This is a genomic window from Pseudoxanthomonas sp. LjRoot206 (genome assembly GCF_056175725.1).
The window spans coordinates 81,905-104,133 of sequence record NZ_JBGFFI010000001.1 but is presented as its reverse complement, the minus strand read 5'-3'; the positions used below and the strand labels follow the sequence as shown (position 1 = coordinate 104,133).

The window sequence follows — 22,229 nt, the reverse complement described above, 5'->3', positions numbered from 1 at the left end:
CACGACTTCGTCCGTAGTATGAGTCAACGCAATCGAGAACCCCGTGATGCCGGCAAGCGACTCCCCCTCCTCCCCGCCGGCGCGTCGCGGCCTTGCCGCCGTTCGACGCTGGTTCGACACGGAGGCCGCACAGGACGATGACGCGCAGGCGGCCCGCATCGACTGGCTGCGGGCGGTGCCTTTCATCGGCATGCACCTGGCCTGCGTGGCGGTGCTGTGGGTGGGCGTGTCGCCGATCGCGCTGATCGTCGCGCTGGCGCTGTACGCGGTGCGCATGTTCGCCATCACCGGCTTCTACCACCGCTACTTCTCGCACCGCACCTTCCGCACCTCGCGCGTGCTGCAATTCGTGTTCGCGCTGATCGGCGCGGCCAGCGTGCAGCGCGGGCCGCTGTGGTGGGCCGCGCACCACCGCAACCACCACCGCCATGCCGACACGGCGGCCGATCCGCACTCGCCCAACGTGCACGGCTTCTGGCGGAGCCATGCCGGCTGGTTCCTGACGCGCGAGGGCTTCCGCACCGACTGGTCGCGCATTCCCGACCTCGCCCGCTATCCGGAGCTGCGCTGGCTGGACCGCTACGACACCGTCGTGCCGGTGCTGCTCGCCGCTGGCCTGTATGGCCTCGGCGCCGTGCTGGAACGCGTCGCGCCTACGCTCGGCACCAGCGGTCCGCAGTTGCTGGTGTGGGGCTTCTTCGTCTCCACCGTCGTGCTGTTCCATGCCACCGTCACCATCAACTCGCTGGCGCACCGCTTCGGCAAGCGCCGCTTCGATACGCGCGACGACAGCCGCAACAACCTGTGGCTGGCGCTGCTGACCTTCGGCGAGGGCTGGCACAACAACCACCACTTCTTCCCGGGCACCGCGCGCCAGGGCTTCCGCTGGTGGGAAATCGATCTCACCTGGTACGGCCTGCGCCTGCTGGCGATGCTGGGGCTGGTGCGCGACCTCAAGCCTGTGCCGGCCTGGGTGCTGGCGAAGGCGAGGCGCTGAGCATGCGCATCGCCGTCATCGGATCGGGCATCGCCGGGCTGGCCTCGGCCTGGTGGCTGTCGCACCACCACGACGTGGTGCTGTACGAGGCCAACGACTACCTCGGTGGGCATACGCACACGCACGACGTCGAACAGGCCGGCCGGCGCTACGCCATCGACAGCGGCTTCATCGTCTTCAATCCGGACCACTACCCGCTGCTGTGCGGCCTGTTCGACGAACTCGGCGTGGCCTCGCAAGCGACTACGATGAGCTTCTCGGTGCACAGCGAGCGTACCGGCCTGGAGTACAACGCGACCACGCTGGACACGCTGTTCTGCCAGCGCCGCAACCTGGTGTCGCCGCGCTTCCTCGGCATGCTGAGGGACCTGGCGCGGTTCTACCGCGAAGCGCCCGCCCTGCTGGCCGACCACGGGCCGGGCCCGACGCTGGGCGACTACCTGCAGGCCGGTCGTTACGGGGTGGCGTTCCGCGATGAACACCTGATCCCGATGGCCTCCGCGCTGTGGTCGTCGCCGCCGCAGGAAATCCTCGATTTCCCGGCGCGCTACCTGGTGCAGTTCATGGCCAACCACCGCATGCTGACGCTGGGCCGGCGCGATCCATGGCGCGTGGTCAGCGGCGGCTCGGCGACCTACGTGCGTGCGTTGCGCGAGCGCTGGAGCGTGCAGGAGCGCCTGTCCTGCCCCGTCTACGCCGTGCGCCGCGATGCGGGCAGCGTCGAGGTTGTCAGCGAGCACGGCCGCGAACGCTACGACCACGCCGTGCTGGCCTGCCACAGCGATACCGCCCTCGCCCTGTTGCAGGGCGATGCCGACGCGCGCGAGTGGGAGATCCTCGGTGCGATGCGCTACCAGACCAACGACACCGTGCTGCATACCGACGCGTCGCTGCTGCCGCGCCGGCGCAAAGCATGGGCGGCGTGGAACGCGCACGTGCCGCGCGATCCGGACGCGCCATGCACCGTCAGCTACTGCATGAACCTGCTGCAGGGCGTGGACGCGCCCGAGCCCTTTGTCGTCACGCTGAACCGCAGCGACGCCATCGATCCTTCGCGCATCCTGCGGCGCATGCAGTACCGGCATCCGGTGCATGACCACGCGATGGTGGCGGCGCAGCGCCGCAAGGCCGAAATCCAGGGGCGCCGCCGTACCTGGTTCGCCGGCGCGTACTGGGGCTGGGGTTTCCATGAGGACGGGATCCGCAGCGCGCACGAACTGGTCGACGCCTTCCACGCCCGGCATCGCGGCGAAGGCGTCGATCTGGGACTCGAGCTGGCCTCCGCATGACCATGGCGCTCGCCAGCGCCGTGTACGAAGGCTCGGTGCGCCACCGCCGGCATGCCCCCCGGCCGCATGCGTTCCGTTACCGGCTGGCGCAGCTCTACCTGGACCTGGACGAGCTGGAGCACGTGTTCGACCGCCGCTGGCTGTGGTCGCTGGACCGGCGCAACCTGGCCGAGTTCCGTCGCAGCGATTACCTCGCCCCGCACGACATGCCGCTCTCCGAGGCGGTGCGCGAGCGCGCGGCACGCCACCTGGGCCGGCGCCCGGCGGGCCCTATCCGCCTGCTGACGCACCTGCGGTATGGCGGGCTGGCATTCAACCCGGTGAGCTTCTACTACTGCTTCCAGCCCGACGGCGCCACGCTCGACGCGGTGGTCGCCGAGATCACCAACACCCCCTGGCGCGAACGCCACAGCTACGTGCTGCCGGTGCACGACGGCGCACCCCGGGGCGACGGTTGGGAATGGGGTTTCGACAAGGTCTTCCACGTCTCGCCGTTCCTGCCGATGGACTGCGCCTACCGCTGGCGTTTCAACACCCCCGATGACGACCTGCGCGTGCACATGCAGGTGGACCGCGAAGGTCAGCGCGCCTTCGACGCCACGCTGACGCTGCAGCGCCGCCCGCTGGACGGTGCTTCGCTGGCGCGCGTGCTGTGGCGCTACCCGCTGATGACCGCACAGGTCGTCGGCGGTATCCATTGGCAGGCCTTGCGCCTGTGGCTGAAGCGCACGCCGGTCCACGATCACCCTTCCCTCTCCCGCGAAGCCCCATGAACGAGATCGCCCACGCTTCCCCTCCTGTTGCATTCAGTGCGATCGACCGCTGGCTGCGCACGCAACTGCTCGCCCGCCTAGACGCCCTCGACCACGGCACGCTGGTCGTGCACGACGCGCTCGGCGAGCATCGATTCGGTGATGCGAGCGGCGATGCGCTGCCCCCGGTGCACGTGTGGGTAGACGAGCCCGCGTTCTATCGCGCCGTCGCCGCGCAGGGCAGCGTCGGTGCCGGCGAGGCCTACATCGCCGGTCATTGGCGGTGCGACGACCTGGTCGCACTGGTGCGCCTGCTGGTGCGCAACCGCGCACTGTTGGACGGCATGGAAAGCGGACTTGCCCGCCTGGGCGGCTGGGCGCTGCGGCGCTGGCACGCGCTGCGCCGCAATACGCGCGAAGGCAGCCGCCGCAACATCGCCGCGCACTATGACCTGGGCAACGACTTCTTCGCGCTGTTCCTGTCGCCGGACCTGATGTACTCGTCGGCGATGTTCGCCTCGGCGGACGACGACCTGGACACCGCCTCGTTCCGCAAGCTCGACGCGGTATGCCGCAAGCTGGCACTGGGCCCCGACGATCGCGTCATCGAGATCGGTACGGGCTGGGGCGGCTTCGCGCTGCATGCCGCCCGTCACTACGGCTGCCACGTCACCACCACCACCATCTCGCGCGAGCAGCATGCGCTGGCCAGCCAGCGCGTGGCCGGCGCCGGCCTGCAGGACCGCGTGACCCTGCTGCTGCAGGACTACCGCGACCTGCAGGGCACGTACGACAAGCTGGTATCGATCGAGATGATCGAGGCGATCGGCGCGCAGTACCTGGACACCTTCTTCGGCAAGCTGGGCGCGCTGCTGCGTCCCGGCGGCCAGGCGCTGCTGCAGGCGATCACCATCGAGGATCACCGCTACGTGCAGGCGCGCGACTCGGTGGACTACATCAAGCGCTTCGTCTTCCCGGGCAGCTTCATTCCGTCGCTCAACGCCATGTATGCGGCCAAGACCCGCGCCAGCGATCTGCAGGTGGTGCACCAGGAGGACTTCGGCCTGTCCTATGCGTACACGCTGCGCGCGTGGCGCCGCCGCTTCCTGACGCGCCTGCACGACGTTCGCGCGCAGGGCTTCGACGAGCGCTTCATCCGCCTGTGGGAGTTCTACCTGGCGTATTGCGAAGGCGGCTTCCTCGAGCGCTCGATCGGCGTGTCGCACCTGCTGATGGCCCGTCCCCATCATCCGGAGGTCGCGTGAGCGCGCCGCATTCCCTCGGTCTGGTCGCGGTGCTGGCCGCAGCGGTGATGACGCTGGGCTGGTGGTGGCAGCGGCGGCGCGAGAACGCCGGCATCGTCGACGTGCTGTGGTCGGCCTGCGTCGGCGGCAGCGCGGTGCTGCTGGCGGCGCTGGGCGACGGCGCGTGGCAGGCGCGCGCGGTCATGGCCCTGCTCGGCGGCCTGTGGGGCGCGCGACTGGCGCTGCACCTGTGGCACCGCGTGCGCAGCGAGCCGGAAGACGGCCGCTACCGCTACCTGCGCGAGCACTGGCAGGGGCACCAGGGCAAGTTCTTCCTGTTCTTCATGGCGCAAGCGCTGCTGGTGGTGCTGTTCGCCCTGCCCTTCGCCGCCGTCGCGCGCAGCCCGGTGGACACCGCGTGGCCGTGGATCGCGCTGGCGGTGGCGATCTGGGTCGGCAGCGTGGCCGGCGAAGCCATCGCCGACCGCCAGCTTGCGCGCTTCCGTGCCGATCCGGCCAACCGCGGCAAGACCTGCCGCGACGGCCTGTGGCGCTACTCGCGCCATCCCAACTACTTCTTCGAGTGGCTGCACTGGTTCGCCTACATCGCGCTGGCGGTCGGCTCGCCATGGGCGTGGCTGTCCTGGTGCGGGCCGGTGGTGATGTACGTGTTCCTGCGCTGGATCAGCGGCATTCCCTATACCGAAGCGCAGGCGCTGCGCACGCGCGGCGAGGAGTACCGCGAGTACCAGCGCACCACGCCGATGCTGTTCCCCTGGTTTCCCAAACCCGCCACCAAGGAGGCGACACGATGAACGCAATGGTGGACGAACTGGCGGCCGACCGCGCCGCTTCCGGCCTGCTTGGCCTGGCCGAACGTGGGCTGCTGCCCGACGCACTGATCCGCCACGGCATCCGCCAGCTCTGCGCACAGCGCCTGCGCGACGAGCGCCAGGGCGGCCAGGAAGCCCAATCGGCGCTGCTGGCGCACCGGCTGCGTGCGTTGCGGCAGGGCGCGCTTGCGGTCCATACCGATGCCGCCAACCGGCAGCATTACGAATTGCCGGCGGACTTCTTCCGCCGCTGCCTGGGCGCACGGCTGAAGTACAGCAGCTGCTATTACCCGACCGGCGACGAGACGCTGGACCAGGCCGAAGAGGCGATGCTGGCGCTGTACGGCGAGCGCGCCGCGCTGGCCGACGGCCAGGACATCCTGGAACTCGGCTGCGGCTGGGGTTCGCTGACGCTGTGGATGGCCGAGCGCTACCCGAACGCGCGCATCACCGGCGTGTCCAATTCGCACTCGCAGCGACAGTTCATCGAGGCGCGCTGTGCGGAACGTGGCCTGCGCAACGTCCGCATCATCACCTGCGACGTGAACCAGCTGCAGCTCGAAGCGCAGGCCTTCGACCGGTGCGTGTCGGTCGAGATGTTCGAGCACGTCAGCAACCATGCTGCGCTGATGCGCCGCATCCACGATGCGCTGCGCCCCGGCGGCGCGCTGTTCGTGCATATCTTCGTCCACCGCGATCTGATGTATCCGTTCGAGACGCAGGGCGAGGACAACTGGATGGGCCGGCATTTCTTCACCGGCGGGATGATGCCGTCGGCCGACCTGCTGCTGTTCTTCCAGGAGCACCTGAAGCTGCAGGAGCGCTGGCTGCTGGACGGCACCCACTACCAGCGCACCGCCAACCACTGGCTGGCGCAGCACGACGCCAACCGCGACGCGGTGATGGCGGTGCTGCGCGAGGCCTACGGCGACGCCGCGGCGCTGTGGAACCAGCGCTGGCGCATGTTCTGGATGGCCTGCGCCGAACTGTTCGGCTACCGCGACGGCCAGGAATGGCTGGTGGCGCACTACCGTTTCCAGCGTCCGGCCAGGGAGCACTGAGATGCGCACCCTGCCCTTCGTGCTGCTCGCCCTGGTCGTGGCGACCACCGCCGCCTGCCGCTCGGGCAACGTCAAGCCTTCCATCCCGACCGCCGCACCGGTGGACGTGGACCGTTTCATGGGCGACTGGTACGTCATCGCCCACATCCCGTCGTTTCCGGAGCGCGAGGCCTACAACGCGGTGGAGTCCTACGCGAAGCTGCCGGATGGCCGCATCCAGACCACGTTCCGCTTTCGCAAGGGAGCGCTGGATGGCCCGGAGAAGACCATGCATCCGGTTGGCACGGTCAAGTCCGACGGTGGCGGCGCCGTGTGGGACATGCAGTTCGTCTGGCCGATCCAGGCCGAATACGTGATCGCGTGGGTGGATGCCGACTATCGGCAAACGATCGTGGGACGCAGCAAGCGCGACTACGTGTGGCTGATGGCGCGTACGCCGAAGATTCCGGAAGCCGACTATCAGGCGCGCGTGAAGCAGATCGAGGCACTGGGCTACGACGTCTCGAAGCTCCGTCGGGTACCGCACTGACGGCGCGCGGGGAGTCGCTGGTTGCCGGCCATCAGAAAAGAGCACCGAACACGTCCGTGCTACCTGGCAGCGCGTTCGTTGTTCCAGGCCTCGAAACGGCGTTCCGCATCGCGGATCTGCGCCGGGGTCAGGCTGGCCCGCAGCTCGCTGTCCAGAGCCGGATCCCCGGGGTTGCCGAGGGCGACCGCCTGCAGGTAGAGCACCAGCGCACGGACAGGATCCGCTTCCACGCCCTGCCCCAGCAGGTACATCACCGCCATGCCCCGCAGCGCATGCGGTTGGTCGTGGCGAGCCGCGTCCTCGTACAGGCTCAAGGCCTTGGCATAGTCCTGTGGTACGCCGTCGCCGGTCGCGTACATGACGGCCAGCGAGGTCATGCCACTGCCGTCGCCGCCCTCGGCCGCACGCTGGAAGTGCGCGACCGCACGCGCGGCATCGCGCGGACGACCCTCGCCGTTCACCGACGCGAGGCCCATGCGCCAGTTGGCGCGCGCGTTGCCGTTCTCGGCGGCCTTGGCGTACCAGGCCAGCGCTTCCACGGGATCGGTGGTCACGCCGACGCCCTGCTCCAGCGCCAGTGCCAGATCGTGCTGGGCAGCCGCCAAGTCCTTGTCCGCTGCTCTGCGGAACATTTTCACGGCGGCAGCTTCGTCGACGGCACGGCCGCATTCACCACGCATCAGGATCAGCCCGACCGTGTGCGCCGCAATCTCCCGCACCTGCTCCTCTTCCAGCAGATCGAAGGCCAGCGGGCACGCCTTTGCTCGGTCGCGCGGCACCAGCTCGCTGCCCGCGTACAACGCGTGCATGTAGTTGAGCTTGGCCCCGACATCGCCTCCTTCCGCACCCTTGATCATGTAATCGAGCGCGCGCCCGAGATCTTCCGGCACCCCGATGCCGTTGACATGGATGAGGTAAAGCAGGTTGTACGCCGCCGCATTGCCGTGCCTCGCGCTCCGTTCCGCGTAGTGGATGGCCCGTCCGATCCCGTCCGCATCGACACGGCCGTTTCCGATGGCCATCGCCGCCTTCATGTTGGCAAACGCGAGCGCGTATTCTGCGGATGCGTCCTGGCTGTCCTCGTAGGGTTTCAGAACGGACAGCGCACCGGAAAAATCGCCTTCGTCCAGTCGCTGTTCCGACGTGGTGATCGCACGTTGCATGTCACCCGGCGTCGCCAGGACAGACGCCGCGGACAACGCGAGGAGCAGCAGGACGAGGGCGCGCATGCGTCAGCGCCCGATCATCGGCAACTTCAACCCCTGCTCCTTCGCGCACTGCACGGCGAGGTCGTAGCCGGCATCCGCATGCCGCATGACGCCGGTGCCAGGATCGTTCCACAGCACGCGGGCGATGCGCTGGTCGGCGGCTTCGCTGCCGTCGCAAACGATGACGACGCCCGAGTGCTGCGAGTAGCCCATGCCCACGCCGCCGCCGTGGTGCAGCGACACCCAGGTGGCGCCGCCGGCGACGTTCAACATCGCATTCAACAGCGGCCAATCGGACACGGCATCGCTGCCGTCCTTCATCGCTTCGGTCTCGCGGTTCGGCGAGGCCACGCTGCCACTGTCCAGGTGATCGCGGCCGATCACCACCGGTGCCTTCAATTCGCCGTTGCGCACCATCTCGTTGAACGCCAGGCCGAGCTTGTGGCGCAGGCCCAGGCCGACCCAGCAGATGCGCGCCGGCAGACCCTGGAAGCTGATGCGTTCGCGCGCCATGTCCAGCCAGCGGTGCAGGTGCGCGTCATCGGGAATCAGTTCCTTCACCTTCGCATCGGTCTTGTAGATGTCCTCCGAGTCGCCGCTCAACGCAACCCAGCGGAACGGACCCACGCCGCGGCAGAACAGCGGGCGTACGTAGGCCGGCACGAACCCGGGGAAATCGAACGCATTCTGCAAGCCCTGGTCGAATGCCATCTGGCGGATATTGTTGCCGTAGTCGAACGTCGGCACGCCCATCTGCTGGAACGCCAGCATCGCTTCGACATGCACGCGCATCGCCTGCTTGGCAGCGTCGCGCACGCGTTCGGGTTCGGACTTCTGCGCGGCCAGCCATTGCTCGACCGTCCAGCCGATCGGCAGGTAGCCATGCACCGGATCGTGCGCGCTGGTCTGGTCGGTGACCGCATCCGGACGCACGCCGCGCTTCACCAGCGCCGGCAGGATTTCCGCCGCATTGCCGAGCAGCGCGATGGACTTCGCTTCGCCGGCCGCGGTGTATTTCGCGATGCGGGCAAGCGCGTCGTCGAGGTCGCTGGCCTGCTCGTCCACGTAGCGCGTGCGCAGGCGCATGTCGATGCTGGACTGGCGGCATTCGATGTTGAGCGAACTCGCGCCGGCCAGCGCCGCGGCCAGCGGCTGCGCGCCGCCCATGCCCCCGAGACCGGCGGTGAGGATCCACTTGCCGGTCAGATCGCCGCCGTAGTGCTGGCGCCCCATCTCGACGAAGGTCTCGTAGGTGCCCTGCACGATGCCCTGGCTGCCGATGTAGATCCACGAGCCGGCGGTCATCTGGCCGTACATGGCCAGACCCTTCTTGTCGAGTTCGTTGAAGTGCTCCCACGTGGCCCAGTGCGGCACCAGGTTGGAGTTGGCGATCAGCACGCGCGGCGCATCGGCGTGCGTGGGGAACACGCCGACCGGCTTGCCCGACTGCACCAGCAGCGTCTCGTTGTCGTCGAGGTCGCGCAGCGATTTCAGGATGGCGTCGTAGCAGGCCCAGTCGCGCGCGGCGCGGCCGATGCCGCCGTAGACGACGAGCGAAGTGGGATCCTCGGCCACTTCCGCATCCAGGTTGTTCTGCAGCATCCGGTACGGCGCTTCGCTGAGCCAGGACTTGCAGGTGAGCGTGGCGCCGCGCGGGGCGCGGATGACGCGGGACGGGTCGTGGCGGGGATCGGACATCGCGGATTCCAGGTGCAGGTCTGGCGCCATTATCGGCGGGAGCGCCCTCGAGGCGCGAGCCGCGCCGATGCTGCAGTGCGTGATGGGCTGCGTGGCAGAATCCGGCCATGAACGCCCATCGCCCCGCCGTCTCCCTGCTGCTTGCCGCCCTGCTGCTGATCTCGCCGACATTCGCCGCCCCGCCGGAGCGGGTGCTGGTCTTCACCAAGACCGCAGGCTTCCGCCACGACGCCATTCCCACCGCCGTGGCGACGTTGAAGACGCTGGCGAGCGACGCCGGCATGGTGGCCGACCACACCGAGGATGCGCAGGCCTTCACCGCCGGCAACCTGGCGCGCTACCGCGTGGTGGTGTTCGCCAGCACCACCGGCGACGTGCTGGACGACGCGCAGCAGGCAGCGATGGAAGGCTTCGTGCGCGGTGGTGGCGGCTTCGTCGGCGTGCATGCGGCAGCGGATACCGAGTACGACTGGCCGTGGTACGGACGACTGGTCGGTGCCTATTTCAAGAACCATCCGCCGGGACTGCAGTCGACGCATGTGCAGCCCGAGCACGACGGCAAACCCGCCGGTGCACGCTGGCCGATCACCGACGAGCTGTACAACTACCGCGCCAATCCGCGCGCGCAGGTACGCGTCGTTGCATCGGTGGATGAGCAGGAATACGAAGGCGGACAGATGGGCGCGGACCACCCGATCACCTGGTGCCATGCCTTCGATGGTGGCCGCAGCTGGTACACGGGGCTGGGGCACGACGAGAAGGTCTACGCGGACAAGAACCCCCTCGCCCAACTGGCACGCGGGCTGCGCTACGCCGCAGGTCGTTCCGGGGAGTGCTGAGTCGCACCGCCTCCCGCGTATCGCGCGGGAAGCGGTTCAGCCGACATCGGTCAGTTCATCGCCGGATCGAGCGCGCGCAGCGCGTCGGCGAGATTGGTGTGGCCGGTGCGGTCGATGTCGTCCTTGCTGTAGACGCGACCCGGCTGGCCGGTGCAGCGCGGCTTGCCGTCGCGCTGGGTGATGCGGCTGCCGGTGTGGCGCAGGCAGGTCTCCTCGGACAGGCGCTTCTTGCCATCGGCTGCCGCAGGGGTCTGCGCGTCGGTGGCCGCCTGCGGGGCTTGTTCTGCAGGGGCAGGCGCGGCGGTCGGGGTCTGTTCGGCGGTGGTCTGCGCCTGCGCGGTCGCGGCGGCCAGGCAGACCACCAGGGCCAGCATCAGGGGAAGGCGGTTCATGGGCGGCTCCCGGACTTGAATGTGACTTCACCATACGCCTCCCGCCCGCGGGCGGCACTCCGGCAACGCCCCGCGTTTAGGCCGGCCTCAGCCGGCGGGACAGGCGGCGCCTTCGCCGTCGCGGAAGCGTTGCACGGCGGCCGCATCGGCTGGCTGCGGCGGGATGCCGTCGTCGAACAGCACCCGCCAGACACCATCGTCGCCACGCTGCCAGACCGAGCCGAACCGCCCGAGCCGCGTGGCCCCGGTCTTCGGATCCTCGTACAGCGCCGGGCCACTGGAATAGGCCGTGCGGCCGTCTCCGCCCAGGGTGACGACGGTGGGATACCAGCGCAGGATCACTGCGGTGCCATCGATCAGGCCCGCCCACTCGCGGGTGATCGCATCGCGGCCGTGCGTAGGCTTACCACTGACGCCGAACGCGGCATCGGGATGCAGGTGCTCGGCGAAGGCGGCGGCGTCGTGCTCGGCGACCGAGCGGGCGAAGCTCAGCTCGCGCTGCCAGACGGCGCATTCCGCCGCATGCGCCGGTCCGGACGCGGACGCGTGAAGGGGCGCGACCACGAGCGCCAGACAGCACAGGGACGAAAGTCGAAGAGACCGTGTCATGCGGATGTTCCCGGAGTCTGCCAAGCTGTACGCGATTTCAGCTTCTGTCCGTACCGCATGCGCCTGCCATTGGTCAGGGTGACGGTGCTGGCCGCCCTGCTGGGCATGGCCGGCTGCACCATCCCTTCCACCCGCCCCACTCCCGCCAAGCCGGTCGACCCGCACAGCGTCGTCCTGATCTCCGTCGATGGCCTGCCGGCCAGCGCCCTCGGCCGCGGCAACACCCCCGTCCTCGATGCGCTTGCGCGCGAGGGCGTGCGCGCTGCGTGGATGAATCCGTCCTACCCGGTGCTGACGTTCCCCAACCACTTCACCCTGGTGACCGGCCTGCGGCCTGACCGCCACGGGATCATCCACAACAGCATGCGCGACGAGACCGTCGGCGGCTTCAAGGTGGCCGACAAGGCGGCCGGCGCCGATGCGCGCTGGTGGCAGGGCGAACCGATCTGGAACACCGCCGGCAAGGCCGGGCTGCGCACCGCCGTCTGGGCGTGGCCGGGCAACGCTGCGCCGATCGAGGGCCTGCGCCCCACACGCTGGGTACCGTACTCGCCGGAAATAAATTCCGCTGCGCGCGCCGACCAGGTCGCGGCCTGGATGACGGAACCGCCGGCCACGCGCCCGCACCTGGCGGCGCTGTACATCGAGCGCGTCGACAACGTCGGCCACGAGCAGGGCCCGGAGGCGCCGGAGACGCAGGCCGCGATCCGTGAGGTCGACGCCGCCATCGGGCGCATCGTGCAGGCACTGGACGCCCATGGCCTGCGCGCATCGACCGACATCGTCGTGGTCTCCGACCACGGTATGGCGCCGGTACGTCCGGATCAGTACATCGCGATCGAGGACATGGCCACCATCGAACAGGCCGAAGCGGTGAGCACCGGCCAGGTGATCGGCTTCAACCCGCGCGCGGGCCACGAGGCGTCCACCGCGCAGCGCCTGCTCGGTCGCCACGACCACTACACCTGCTGGCGCAAGCACGACCTGCCGGCGCGCTGGCATTACGGCACGCATCCGCGCGTGCCGGCGATCGTCTGCCAGTTCGACGAGGGCTGGAACGCACTGCCCGCCGAGCAACTGGCGCGGGTACCGACCGATCGCCTGAACCGGGGGTCGCACGGCTACGACAATGCGCTGCCCTCGATGCGCGCGGTGTTCGTGGCCGCCGGTCCGAGCTTCCGCCACGGCACCACGCTGCCTGCATTCGACAACGTCGATGTCTATCCGCTGCTGGCGAAGCTGCTTGGCCTCACGCCGGCGCGCAACAACGGGACGGCGGATGGGTTCACGCCGATACTGACGCCGCGGACGGCCCCCGCGCATTGATGTCCGGAAACGGCGAGTCCGTGCACGGGGCCGGTGCTAGCCTGCGCACATGCCCGCCGTCGACACCACCGCCCTGCCCGATCCGCGCGTCTGCGAACAGGCGCGACTGAGCCGCGACGCGCGCTTCGACGGCCTGTTCTTCACCGCCGTCACCAGCACGCGCATTTACTGCCGGCCGGTCTGCCCCGCGCCCGCGCCGAAGCCGTCCAACATCGTCTACTACCGCCATGCTGCGGCGGCGGAAGCGGCCGGCTTCCGTCCCTGCCTGCGCTGCCGCCCGGAGCTCGCACCGGGTGACGGCGCGTGGCGGCGCGGCGACGATGTGGTGGCGCGTGCGCTGAAGATGATCGACCAGGGCGCGCTGGTGGATGCACCGCTCGCGGACCTGGCGGACAAGGTCGGGCTGGGCGAACGGCAGTTGCGTCGTCTCTTCAGCGAACGGCTCGGTGCGACCCCGAACGAAGTGCACGGCACGCGCCGGCTGCTGTTCGCCAAGCAACTGCTGACCGAGACCACGTTGCCGATCACCCAGGTGGCGCTGGCCGCCGGCTTCGGCAGCCTGACCCGCTTCAATACTGCGTTCCGCGAGGAGTACCGCATGGCGCCGCGCGAACTGCGCAAGCGCGATGTGCCGCCGGCACACGACGGGGTGACGCTGCGGCTGGGCTATCGCCCGCCCTACGATCTCGCGGCGATGCTGGATTTCCTGCGCGGGCGGGCGTTGCCTGGCGTGGAAGTCGTCGACGAACGCAGTTACCGGCGCGTGATCGGCACCGCCGACGCGCCGGGCTGGCTGCGCGTCAGCGCATGGGGCGGCGATGCGCATGCGCTCAGGCTGGAGCTGCACGGCGCGGCGCCGGCGCAGTTGCTGGGCATCGTGCAGCGCCTGCGCCGCATGTTCGACGTGGATGCGGATCCGCACGTCATCGCGCAGGCGCTGGGCCATGATGCGCGCCTGCGCCCGCTGCTGGAGGCACGCCCCGGCCTGCGCCTGCCGAGCGGCTGGGACGGCTTCGAGATCGCAGTGCGCGCCGTGATCGGCCAGCAGGTCAGCGTCGCGGCCGCCCGCACGCTGACCGCGCGGCTGGCACAGCGGCATGGCACGCCGCTGGCGCTGGCCTCGGAGGGACTGACGCACCTGTTCCCGACACCGGAGCGGCTGGTCGATGTCGACCTGACCGAGATCGGCCTGACCCGCGCGCGCGCCGACACGATCCACGGACTGTCGCGCGCCCTGCTGGACGGCCGCGTCGATTTCCTTCCCGAACGGACGCTGGAAGACTTCACTTCGCGCTGGGTGGCGCTGCCCGGCATCGGCCCGTGGACCGCGCACTACATGGCGCTGCGTGCGCTCGGCCATCCGGATGCGTTTCCCGCCGACGACCTGGTGCTGCAGAAGGCCGTGCCCACCGACGGCGTGCGCATGACCGCGAAAGCGCTGACCGCGCGCGCGGAGACGTGGCGCCCGTGGCGCGCCTATGCGGTGATCCATGTGTGGAAGGGGAGTATGGTGCCGAGCAAATCCCCGGCCGTTGTAGGAGCGAAGTGAGTCGCGACCGGAATGCTGCCATCGGCAAGGACATTTCATTCATGCGGTCGCGACTCACGTCGCTCCTACATTGAGCTTTCCCACCATGATCCTCTTCCGCCACCTGGACAGCCCCGTCGGCACGCTCACCGTCGCCGCGACCGATGCCGGCCTGCACGCGATCGAGTTCCCGCGCAATCGTCATCCGGCGGATCGCGAGGGATGGAGCGAAGGCGATCACGCCGTGATCGACGCGGCAGCGAGCCAGCTGCAGGACTACTTCGCTGGCCGGCTGAAGGGCTTCGACCTGCCGCTGGCACCGCGCGGCACGGACTTCCAGCGCACGGTGTGGATGACACTGGCGGGCATCGGCTATGGCGAGACGATCAGCTACGCGCAGCTGGCGCAGCGTGTCGGCAAACCTACCGCGATGCGCGCAGTCGGCGCGGCGAACGGACGCAACCCGCTGCCCATCGTGCTGCCCTGCCATCGCGTGATCGGTGCGGACGGCTCGCTGACCGGGTTCGGCGGCGGCTTGCCGACCAAGCAGTTCCTGCTGGAACTCGAAGGTGCCTTGAAGAAGGCGGACGACCTGTTCGGTTGAAGGCGGCTACATGCCGCGGAAGCGCTGCTGGAATGCGGCGCTGACCGGCAGCACCTCGCTGCGACCCCTGACGCTGAGCTGGTGGCGGCCGAGTTCGTCCTTGCGTACGCGATCGATCGCCTGCACGCGTACCAGCACGCCACGATGCACCTGCCAAAACACGTCCGGATCCAGCCCGCCCAGCAACTCCTTAAGCGGCATGCGGATGATCGCTTCGTCGCTGGCGGTGACCACGCGCACGTACTTGTCCTGCGCCTGGAAGAACAGCACGTCGTCGATGGCGATCATGCGCACGCTGTCGCCGACGCTGGCGGTGATCCAGCGGATCAGCCGGTCGCCCTGCGGACGCAGGCGCGCCTCCAGGTCGTCGATCAGCGTACGCAGGTCCAGCGCATGCGCATCGGCGAGGCGTTCGCGCACGCGCAGCACGGCCTGCTCCAGGCGCGCGTCCTGCACCGGCTTGAGCAGGTAATCGGCGGCGCCGGCGTCGAACGCGCGGATCGCGTAGTCCTCGTAGGCGGTGGTGAAGACGACCAGCCCACCCTGCGCGACGACCTGGCGCGCCACGTCCAGCCCGCTGACGCCCGGCATGCGGATATCGAGGAAGGCCACCTGCGGTCGGTGCTGCGCGACGGCTTCCAGTGCGGATACACCGTCTTCGCAGACCGCCACGATGTCCAGCTCCGGCCATACCGCGCGCAACTGCTGCTGCAGCGCACGCCGTTGCGGCGCTTCGTCTTCGGCGATCAACGCGGTGACCGGATTCATGCCGGCGACCCTAGCGGTACCCGGATCTCGGCGCAAACACCGCGTCCTTCCTCGCACGCCGCCAGCGAGAACGATGCCAGCGCTCCGTAGCGCGCCACCAGTTGCTCGCGCACGTTCGCCAGGCCAACGCCGGTGCTCAGCCCCGGCTGCAGGCCTGCGCCATCGTCGATGACACGGACCTGCAGGCGGTCGCCATTCCGTTCGGCGATCACCTCGATGCGGCCAGCGCCCGGACGCGGTTCGATGCCGTGCTTGATCGCGTTCTCGACGAGCGTGATCAGCAGCGAGGGCGGAAACGGCAGCGGACGCAGTGCGTCGTCGGCCTGGACGGCAAAGGTCAACCGTCCGCCCATGCGTACCTGCATCAGCGCCAGGTAGCTCGCGCACAGGTCGAGCTGCTGGCCGAGCGTCGCATGCAGGCCGCGGTCGTCGCGTAGCTTGGGAATGGTGGCGCGCAGGAAGTCGACCAGCGCGTCCAGCGTGGCTTCCGCCTGCGCGGGATCCTGACGGACCAGTGCGCGCACCGACGCCAGCGTGTTGAACAGGAAGTGCGGTTCCACCTGCGCCTGCAGCACGCCCAGGCGAAGATCGGCGGCCTGCACGCGACCCTCGAGCGCCTGCACTTCGCGGGCGTGATGGTGGTCGTCCCACCGACGGCGTTCGCTGAAGTAGGCACGCAGCGCCAGGCCGCCGCCGAACAGCCCATAGATCAGCACCAGCGCGGCGACATTGATCGCCACGCCGATCGCCTTCAGCAGCGGCTGCGGCGGTACCACCTGCTTGGGCATCGGCAGGCCGGCGGCCAGCATGCCGGGGCGGATCAGCTGCTCGATGTACGACGACGCCAGCCGGTCCACGAAAAAGCTCAGCACCATGCCGGCCAGCACCGCCACCACCACCGCCTTGCGCTCGCGCGATTCCGGCCAGCGGCGGTGGCGCACGGCGGTGGCCAGCGCCGGGCCCAGCGTCGCCATCAGGCTGAAGGCGACGAACTGGATGACGACCACCTGCAGCGCGACCCCCAGATCGCGTACCGCGATGCCGGTGCCCAGGCCGATGAACGCGGCCACCACCGCGATCGCGCTGCAGAACAGCAGGCTGCGACCGGCCCACCAGCGCAGGCCGAACACCGGGTACTGGCGATAGCGACTCCAGATCGCGTTGCTGCCGACCAGCACTTCGGCGGGCAGCTTCTGTCCCAGCGGATAGGTGTTCCTCGCGCTCACTGCTTCTCGCCCCGCAACTGCTGGCCGGCCTGCTTCAGCGTCAGGGCGACGACCTTGCCGGCGGCATCGCGTTCGAAACGGATCTCCGCACCCACCGCATCCATGACGAAGACATCGCGCTCCACCGCCTGCACCGGCAATGCCGGCTGGCCCGTGCCCTGGATCGTCAGCGCGTCGCCCTGCACGTTCACCGTCAAGCCGAAGCCGGGCACCAGCGGGTACTCGCCTTCATAGTCGCGCAGCGCAGCGGGATCGACAGCGAAGGACGGCTTCGCCGCCGTCTTGTCGACGCGCGTCGCGGGCAGCGCCCCGCCCATCTGCATCCAGATGAAGGACTGGCCCGCGGCGTTGCGCTGAGGACGCAGCACCGCATCGAATTCGCGCGGATAGAAGTCGCCGGCGCTGTCGTAGCCCATGGCGTGCGCGCCCTGCCCGGCCGCCTGGACTTGCAGGCCATCGTCTTTGCGGCGCAGGGTCATCTTCATGCCGCCGGCGAGCTGGTACTCGCCCGCCAGTGCATCGAGCAGGGCAACGTCTGGCTTCACTTCCCGACGTGGCGCCCCGAGCGGGAAGCTGGCGTCGACCAGATGCAGGCCGAGCGAGCCGAGGCTGCCGATCGAGTTCCACGTCGTATCGGAGAGGATCACCACGCCGCGCCGCTTCGCCTGGTCGAACGATACGAACGAGGAGAAACCACCGGTGCCGCCCTCATGGACGTGCACGTTGCGCCCGCCGACCGGCACCAGCATCCAGTTCATCGCCATCGGCGGTGCATCGGAAATCTTCTGCTGCGACATCCGCAGCGCAGGCGAGATGGAACTTGTTTCCGTACCGAGCTGGCCCTGCACGTAGCGCACCATGTCGTCGAGCGTTGCGCGCACGCCGCCTACGCCGGCGAGGTTGGTCTGGAAATGCCAGGCCGACGTCGGTCGCGTATTCGGCGTATGTCCTGTGGCGGCGCGCACGCCTGTCGGCACGGCGGTGACGTAGGCGTGCCGCATGCCGAGCGGCGCGAACAGGCGTTGCTTCAGCAGCGTTTCCATGTCGGTGCCGGCGCGGCGCGCGACCGCGTACGACAGCACCATCGAGGCGAAATTGGAGTACTCGAACTTCGTGCCCGGTGAAGCGCCGAGCGTGACGTCGCCGAGGGACGCGAGCAATGCAGCTTCGTCCAGCTTGGCGTAGGGATCCGCCATGTCCGGCGCCCCCATGCGCGATGGCAACGCCGGCAGGCCCGAGGTGTGGGTGACGACATGGCGCAGCAGGATGGGCTTGCCCTGGTAGTCCGGCAGCTTCGTGGCCGGCGGGAGCCAAGCGGACAGCGGATCGTCGAGCGAGCCCTTGCCCTGCCCGATCAGGTCGGCCAGCAGCGCGGCGGTCATCGTCTTGCTGACCGAACCGATCTCGAATGCGGTATCGGGCCCGATGCGGGCGGCATCCTTCGGATCCGCGCACTGGAACGTCCGCGCCACCGTCCCGTTCTCGACCACGGCCACCGCCATGCAGGCGCCGGTGCGATCGCCGGTCAGGCGCTGGCCGACCATGTCGGCCAAGGCGGCGTCGTTCATCGCGTGGGCGGAACCGCTGGCGATCGCCAGCGTCAGGGCAAGGGTATGCGCGTAGGGCATGGCGGAGCTCCTGTAGGGACGAGGGCCATGCTGCCGCGCGCGCTCGACCCGTATGCGCATATCGGATGGGACCTGGTCTGCCCGCGATGGAACCCCCGATCCGGCCGATGACCTGCGGCGCCCGCGCATCATCCCCAGCCCGACTCAATCACGCAGCAACCGCCGGAGCGTCTCGCCATAGCGGCGCGCGATGCTGTCGCGATCTACATGGCGACCTTCGGTGACGACCTCGCGCCCTGCCACGCGCACCTGCTTCACCAGCGGCCGGTTGCCCGCGAACAGCCAGCGATCCACGACGTCGTCCGCCGTCGCACCGGCCAGCAGCGGCGCTGCCGCATCCAGCAACACCTCATCGTCCGCGTGCGGGAAGCCGGTCGCCTCCTTCGCGCTGTCCAGCACGCCACGCAGCAGGGTTTCGCCGACGCTCGGCGACTGCGTCGTGACCGCGATATTGCGATGGCGCGTGACCAGACGCTGGCCGTATTCCAGCCAGCGCAACTCTTCCACCGGAGACACCGAGACATGCGAATCCGAACCGATGCCCCAGCGCCCGCCCGCCTGAAGATAGTCGCGCAACGGGAACAGGCCGTCGCCGAGGTTGGCTTCGGTCGTCGGACAGATCGCGACAGTGGCTCCGCTCGACGCGATGCCCTGCGTTTCCTCGCCGGTCAGGTGGGTGGCGTGCACCAGCGTCCAGCGACGGCCGACGGGAAACTCGCGCAGCAGCCATTCGACCGGGCGCGCATTGCGCACCGCCAGGCAGTCCTGCACTTCGCCCACCTGCTCGGCGATGTGGATATGCACCGGCGCATCGGCAGGTAGCCCGGCCAGGACCTGCCGCATGGCCGCTTCCGGCACGGCGCGCAGGCTGTGGAACGCGCAGCCGATGCGCAACGTTTCATCCTGCAGCGGCCGCACATCCTCGAGCAGCCGGAGGAAATCCTCGACGCCATGGCCAAAACGCTGCTGCCGCGCCGACAACGCGCGCCCGTCGAATCCACCCGTCATGTACAGCACCGGCAACAGCGTCACGCGGATGCCGGTGTCGCGCGCCGCGGCGATCAGGGCCTTCGACATGGCAGCCCGATCGGCGTACGGCGTGCCGTCCGGTTGGTGGTGGACGTAATGGAACTCGCAGACGGTCGTGTAACCGGCTTCCAGCATTTCCGCATAGAGCTGCGTCGCTACCGCATACGTGCTGTCCGGATCCATGCGCGCGGCGAAGCGGTACATGATCTCGCGCCAGGTCCAGAAGCTGTCTTCCGGATGGGTCTGCCGCTCCGCCAGTCCAGCCATGGCGCGCTGGAACGCATGCGAATGCAGGTTGGCGATGCCCGGCACGCGCCAACCGCCGTCGACGGCGGAGGCCAGGCCTGCGATGGAATCGGGGTTCGACATGGCGGTGCTTACGGCCGGCGACAGGGGTGCGTTAGGCTACCGCGTCGCTCCCCGCTCTGGCACAACCGTGGACATCCTGGAAATCTTCCTGCTGGTCGCGGTGGCGGTGCTGTTCGCGGCCATGGTCTTCCTGAAGGTCGCGAGACGCGGCCAGGATGGCGGCGGTAACGGCAGCATCCATGGCTTCGAGGGCGATTCCGATGGTGGCGGCGATGGCGGAGGCGACTGATCGCATGACGGTGCAGTGGGATGGCGTGCTGGTGAACGCGCGGCTGGTGACGCTGGCGGGCGACACGGGATATGGCGTGTTCGAGGCGGGCGCACTGGCGTGGCACGAAGGCCGGCTGGTCTTCGTCGGCCCCATGGACGACTTGCCTGCGGCAGCCGAAACGCTGGCGACCCACGTGGTCGATGGAGCGGGCGACTGGGTAACCCCGGGACTTGTCGACTGCCATACGCACGTCGTGTTCGGCGGCGACCGCGCGGGCGAGTTCGAGCAGCGCCTGCAAGGCGCGAGCTACGAAGACATCGCGCGCGCCGGCGGCGGCATCGTCTCGACCGTGCGCGCCACCCGCGCCGCCAACGAGGAAGACCTGCTTGCCCAGTCGCTGCCGCGCGCCCGGGCATTGCGCGATGACGGCGTGACCACGCTGGAGATCAAGTCGGGCTACGGACTGGACCTGGAGAACGAGCGCAAGATGCTGCGCGTGGCGCGCAGGATCGGCGAGGCACTCGGCATCACGGTGCGTACGACGTTCCTCGGCGCCCACGCACTGCCACCGGAATACGCGGGACGAGCGGACGACTACATCGGCGCCGTCTGCGAATGGCTGCCGATCCTGCACGCGGAAGGGCTGGTGGATGCGGTGGATGCGTTCTGCGAGCGCATCGGATTCAGCGCAGCGCAAACGCAGCGCGTGTTCGAAACGGCCCGCGCCCTCGGGCTGCCGGTGAAGCTGCATGCCGACCAGCTCAGCGATGGCGGCGGCGCGGCGCTGGTGGCCGGCTTCGGCGGCCTGTCCGCCGACCATGTCGAATACACCTCGGACGCCGGCGTGGCCGCGATGAAGCAGGCCGGCAGCGTGGCCGTGCTGCTGCCCGGCGCGTTCCATGTGCTGCGCGAGACGACGTTGCCGCCCCTCGACGCGTTCCGCGCGCACGGCGTGCCGATGGCGGTGGCGACCGACTGCAATCCGGGCACCTCACCGCTGCAGTCGCTGCGGTTGGCAATGTCGCTGGCCTGCACCCACTTCCGCCTGACCCCGGAGGAAGCCCTGCGCGGCGCCACCGTGCATGCAGCGCAGGCTTTGGGTCTAAGCGACCGGGGACGCTTGGTGGTGGGCCAGCGTGCGGACTTCGTGCGCTGGCGCATCGGCCAGCCAGCGCAACTGGCGTACTGGCTGGGCGGCAACCTGGTATCCGGCGTCTACGCCGGCGGTCGCGCGATCACGACGGGCCGATAAAAACGAAAACCCCGGCCAGGGCCGGGGTTTCGTGTTCGCTGCCGGTCGAACCGGCGCGGATGGCTTACGCCTTGGCGACGGCCTTCTTGGCGACGGCCTTCTTGACCGGCGCCTTCACCACGGCCTTCTTGGCGGTGGCGGTAGCAGCCACGGCGGCCTTGGCGACGGTGCTCTTGCGCGCATTGCCGTAGCTCGACGAATAGCGCTTGCCCTTGGCCGTCTTGCGATCACCCTTGCCCATCTCTGTTCTCCTGATTCGATGAAAAGTCCGCCCGGGTCTGGGCGGCTGCGCGGGCGTCCACCGGTTCGGGGGCCGCGCGCGAGGCCGCAAAGCCTATCACAGCAGGGCCTTCCCGGCCGCTTCCGGGGCCCCGGGGACGGGTCAATGCGCGCAGCTGGCGTCGTGGACGTGCCAGTGGTTCAGGCGCAGGTTCAACAGATGGGCGAGGCCCACCAGCATGCCGCCGACCGTCATCACGATGGCGTGCGGCACGACCGATTCGTGTAGCGGCGCGTACAACACGCCCGCCCATAGTGCTGCCAAGCCGAACAGCAACATCCCCAGCGCGCGGAAGGCGCGATGCCGGCGATAGCCCCAGACCAAGCTGAAAAGACCGAGCACGGTCACAAACACCACGAAGGCGCGTTCGAAGCCGTCACCCAACCAGATCGACAGGCCCAGCGACGGGATGACGGCCAGCATCAGCGGCGTGATGGCGCAATGGAGCGCGCAGACCAGTGAGCCGGCGGCAGCGAATCGGTCGAGCAGGGAGCGGAAGGAGGACTTCATGGGGACCAGTATGACTTCTGGGAGGGTTATATTGTCACTATTGGTAT

The 22,229-nt window shown here is 69.0% G+C and carries 23 protein-coding genes; 13 read left to right on the top strand and 10 right to left on the bottom strand.

Going from position 1 to position 22,229, the window contains the following annotated elements; all coding sequences use genetic code 11:
* Window positions 1–46 precede the first annotated feature (46 nt).
* Genes AC04MD_RS00530 through AC04MD_RS00500 form a run of 7 tightly spaced genes read left to right on the top strand, consistent with a single transcriptional unit; the run spans window position 47 to window position 6,705 of the window.
* Window positions 47–997 carry an acyl-CoA desaturase gene (locus AC04MD_RS00530; RefSeq protein ID WP_475495393.1) on the top strand — a complete coding sequence of 317 codons (951 nt, stop codon included), beginning with the start codon at window positions 47–49 and terminating at the stop codon, window positions 995–997.
* A 2-nt stretch (window positions 998–999) separates the two neighbouring features.
* Complete coding sequence (locus tag AC04MD_RS00525) at window positions 1,000–2,286, top strand: NAD(P)/FAD-dependent oxidoreductase (protein WP_475495392.1); 1,287 nt, start codon at window positions 1,000–1,002, stop codon at window positions 2,284–2,286.
* Window positions 2,283–3,059, top strand: coding sequence for a DUF1365 domain-containing protein (locus AC04MD_RS00520; protein ID WP_475495391.1), 777 nt, complete (start codon window positions 2,283–2,285; stop codon window positions 3,057–3,059). The genes AC04MD_RS00525 and AC04MD_RS00520 overlap by 4 nt, the downstream gene beginning before the upstream one ends.
* Window positions 3,056–4,303: a class I SAM-dependent methyltransferase gene (locus AC04MD_RS00515; RefSeq protein WP_475495390.1), complete on the top strand. Its 1,248-nt coding sequence runs from the start codon at window positions 3,056–3,058 to the stop codon at window positions 4,301–4,303. Before AC04MD_RS00520 ends, AC04MD_RS00515 begins: the two co-directional genes overlap by 4 nt.
* A gap of 47 nt (window positions 4,304–4,350) precedes the next feature.
* Entirely contained in the window at window positions 4,351–5,097 is a 747-nt protein-coding gene (locus AC04MD_RS00510; RefSeq protein ID WP_475496141.1) for a DUF1295 domain-containing protein, read from the top strand.
* The gene (locus tag AC04MD_RS00505; RefSeq protein ID WP_475495389.1) at window positions 5,094–6,176 is read left to right on the top strand and encodes a cyclopropane-fatty-acyl-phospholipid synthase family protein; all 1,083 of its coding nucleotides are present in this window, start codon (window positions 5,094–5,096) and stop codon (window positions 6,174–6,176) included. Before AC04MD_RS00510 ends, AC04MD_RS00505 begins: the two co-directional genes overlap by 4 nt.
* A 1-nt stretch (window position 6,177) precedes the next feature.
* The gene (locus AC04MD_RS00500; protein ID WP_475495388.1) at window positions 6,178–6,705 is read left to right on the top strand and encodes a lipocalin family protein; all 528 of its coding nucleotides are present in this window, start codon (window positions 6,178–6,180) and stop codon (window positions 6,703–6,705) included.
* A gap of 59 nt (window positions 6,706–6,764) precedes the next feature.
* Here AC04MD_RS00500 and AC04MD_RS00495 read toward each other — a convergent pair whose 3' ends face one another.
* Entirely contained in the window at window positions 6,765–7,934 is a 1,170-nt protein-coding gene (locus tag AC04MD_RS00495; protein WP_475495387.1) for a tetratricopeptide repeat protein, read from the bottom strand.
* Window positions 7,935–7,937: 3 nt separating this feature from the next.
* Window positions 7,938–9,611, bottom strand: a complete 1,674-nt coding sequence (hutU, locus tag AC04MD_RS00490) for a urocanate hydratase (protein ID WP_475495386.1) — start codon at window positions 9,609–9,611, stop codon at window positions 7,938–7,940.
* A 107-nt stretch (window positions 9,612–9,718) separates the two neighbouring features.
* Between hutU and AC04MD_RS00485 the strand changes: the two genes are divergently transcribed.
* Complete coding sequence (locus tag AC04MD_RS00485) at window positions 9,719–10,450, top strand: ThuA domain-containing protein (protein WP_475495385.1); 732 nt, start codon at window positions 9,719–9,721, stop codon at window positions 10,448–10,450.
* Between the two features lie 50 nt (window positions 10,451–10,500).
* Here AC04MD_RS00485 and AC04MD_RS00480 read toward each other — a convergent pair whose 3' ends face one another.
* Complete coding sequence (locus AC04MD_RS00480; protein ID WP_475495384.1) at window positions 10,501–10,842, bottom strand: hypothetical protein; 342 nt, start codon at window positions 10,840–10,842, stop codon at window positions 10,501–10,503.
* A gap of 87 nt (window positions 10,843–10,929) precedes the next feature.
* Window positions 10,930–11,451: a YybH family protein gene (locus AC04MD_RS00475; RefSeq protein ID WP_475495383.1), complete on the bottom strand. Its 522-nt coding sequence runs from the start codon at window positions 11,449–11,451 to the stop codon at window positions 10,930–10,932.
* Window positions 11,452–11,508: 57 nt separating this feature from the next.
* Between AC04MD_RS00475 and AC04MD_RS00470 the strand changes: the two genes are divergently transcribed.
* The 3 genes from AC04MD_RS00470 to AC04MD_RS00460 all read left to right on the top strand — a co-directional run bounded on the left by AC04MD_RS00470 (window position 11,509) and on the right by AC04MD_RS00460 (window position 14,909).
* Window positions 11,509–12,777, top strand: a complete 1,269-nt coding sequence (locus AC04MD_RS00470) for an alkaline phosphatase family protein (protein ID WP_475495382.1) — start codon at window positions 11,509–11,511, stop codon at window positions 12,775–12,777.
* A 49-nt stretch (window positions 12,778–12,826) separates the two neighbouring features.
* Window positions 12,827–14,326 carry an AlkA N-terminal domain-containing protein gene (locus AC04MD_RS00465; RefSeq protein ID WP_475495381.1) on the top strand — a complete coding sequence of 500 codons (1,500 nt, stop codon included), beginning with the start codon at window positions 12,827–12,829 and terminating at the stop codon, window positions 14,324–14,326.
* An 85-nt stretch (window positions 14,327–14,411) separates the two neighbouring features.
* On the top strand, window positions 14,412–14,909 hold the full coding sequence (locus tag AC04MD_RS00460; RefSeq protein WP_475495380.1) for a methylated-DNA--[protein]-cysteine S-methyltransferase: 498 nt from the start codon (window positions 14,412–14,414) through the stop codon (window positions 14,907–14,909).
* A gap of 6 nt (window positions 14,910–14,915) precedes the next feature.
* Here AC04MD_RS00460 and AC04MD_RS00455 read toward each other — a convergent pair whose 3' ends face one another.
* The 4 genes from AC04MD_RS00455 to AC04MD_RS00440 all read right to left on the bottom strand — a co-directional run bounded on the left by AC04MD_RS00455 (window position 14,916) and on the right by AC04MD_RS00440 (window position 19,929).
* Window positions 14,916–15,677 (bottom strand): LytR/AlgR family response regulator transcription factor, encoded by a 762-nt coding sequence (locus AC04MD_RS00455; RefSeq protein WP_475495379.1) that lies wholly within the window; start codon window positions 15,675–15,677, stop codon window positions 14,916–14,918.
* On the bottom strand, window positions 15,674–16,903 hold the full coding sequence (locus tag AC04MD_RS00450; protein ID WP_475495378.1) for a sensor histidine kinase: 1,230 nt from the start codon (window positions 16,901–16,903) through the stop codon (window positions 15,674–15,676). Before AC04MD_RS00450 ends, AC04MD_RS00455 begins: the two co-directional genes overlap by 4 nt.
* Window positions 16,900–18,531 carry a serine hydrolase gene (locus AC04MD_RS00445; protein WP_475495377.1) on the bottom strand — a complete coding sequence of 544 codons (1,632 nt, stop codon included), beginning with the start codon at window positions 18,529–18,531 and terminating at the stop codon, window positions 16,900–16,902. The genes AC04MD_RS00450 and AC04MD_RS00445 overlap by 4 nt, the downstream gene beginning before the upstream one ends.
* 144 nt (window positions 18,532–18,675) lie before the next feature.
* The gene (locus tag AC04MD_RS00440) at window positions 18,676–19,929 is read right to left on the bottom strand and encodes a formimidoylglutamate deiminase (protein WP_475495376.1); all 1,254 of its coding nucleotides are present in this window, start codon (window positions 19,927–19,929) and stop codon (window positions 18,676–18,678) included.
* 67 nt (window positions 19,930–19,996) lie between these two features.
* Between AC04MD_RS00440 and AC04MD_RS00435 the strand changes: the two genes are divergently transcribed.
* Together AC04MD_RS00435 and hutI are read left to right on the top strand one after the other, a co-directional pair.
* Window positions 19,997–20,158 (top strand): hypothetical protein, encoded by a 162-nt coding sequence (locus AC04MD_RS00435; protein WP_475495375.1) that lies wholly within the window; start codon window positions 19,997–19,999, stop codon window positions 20,156–20,158.
* Window positions 20,159–20,162: 4 nt separating this feature from the next.
* Entirely contained in the window at window positions 20,163–21,392 is a 1,230-nt protein-coding gene (gene hutI, locus AC04MD_RS00430) for an imidazolonepropionase (protein ID WP_475496140.1), read from the top strand.
* A 64-nt stretch (window positions 21,393–21,456) separates the two neighbouring features.
* On the opposite strand, the gene AC04MD_RS00425 is transcribed toward hutI, so the two are convergent.
* Both AC04MD_RS00425 and AC04MD_RS00420 read right to left on the bottom strand, forming a co-directional pair.
* Window positions 21,457–21,633: a 30S ribosomal protein THX gene (locus tag AC04MD_RS00425; protein WP_055941418.1), complete on the bottom strand. Its 177-nt coding sequence runs from the start codon at window positions 21,631–21,633 to the stop codon at window positions 21,457–21,459.
* Between the two features lie 141 nt (window positions 21,634–21,774).
* Window positions 21,775–22,182, bottom strand: a complete 408-nt coding sequence (locus AC04MD_RS00420) for a MerC domain-containing protein (RefSeq protein ID WP_475495374.1) — start codon at window positions 22,180–22,182, stop codon at window positions 21,775–21,777.
* Window positions 22,183–22,229: the final 47 nt, after the last annotated feature.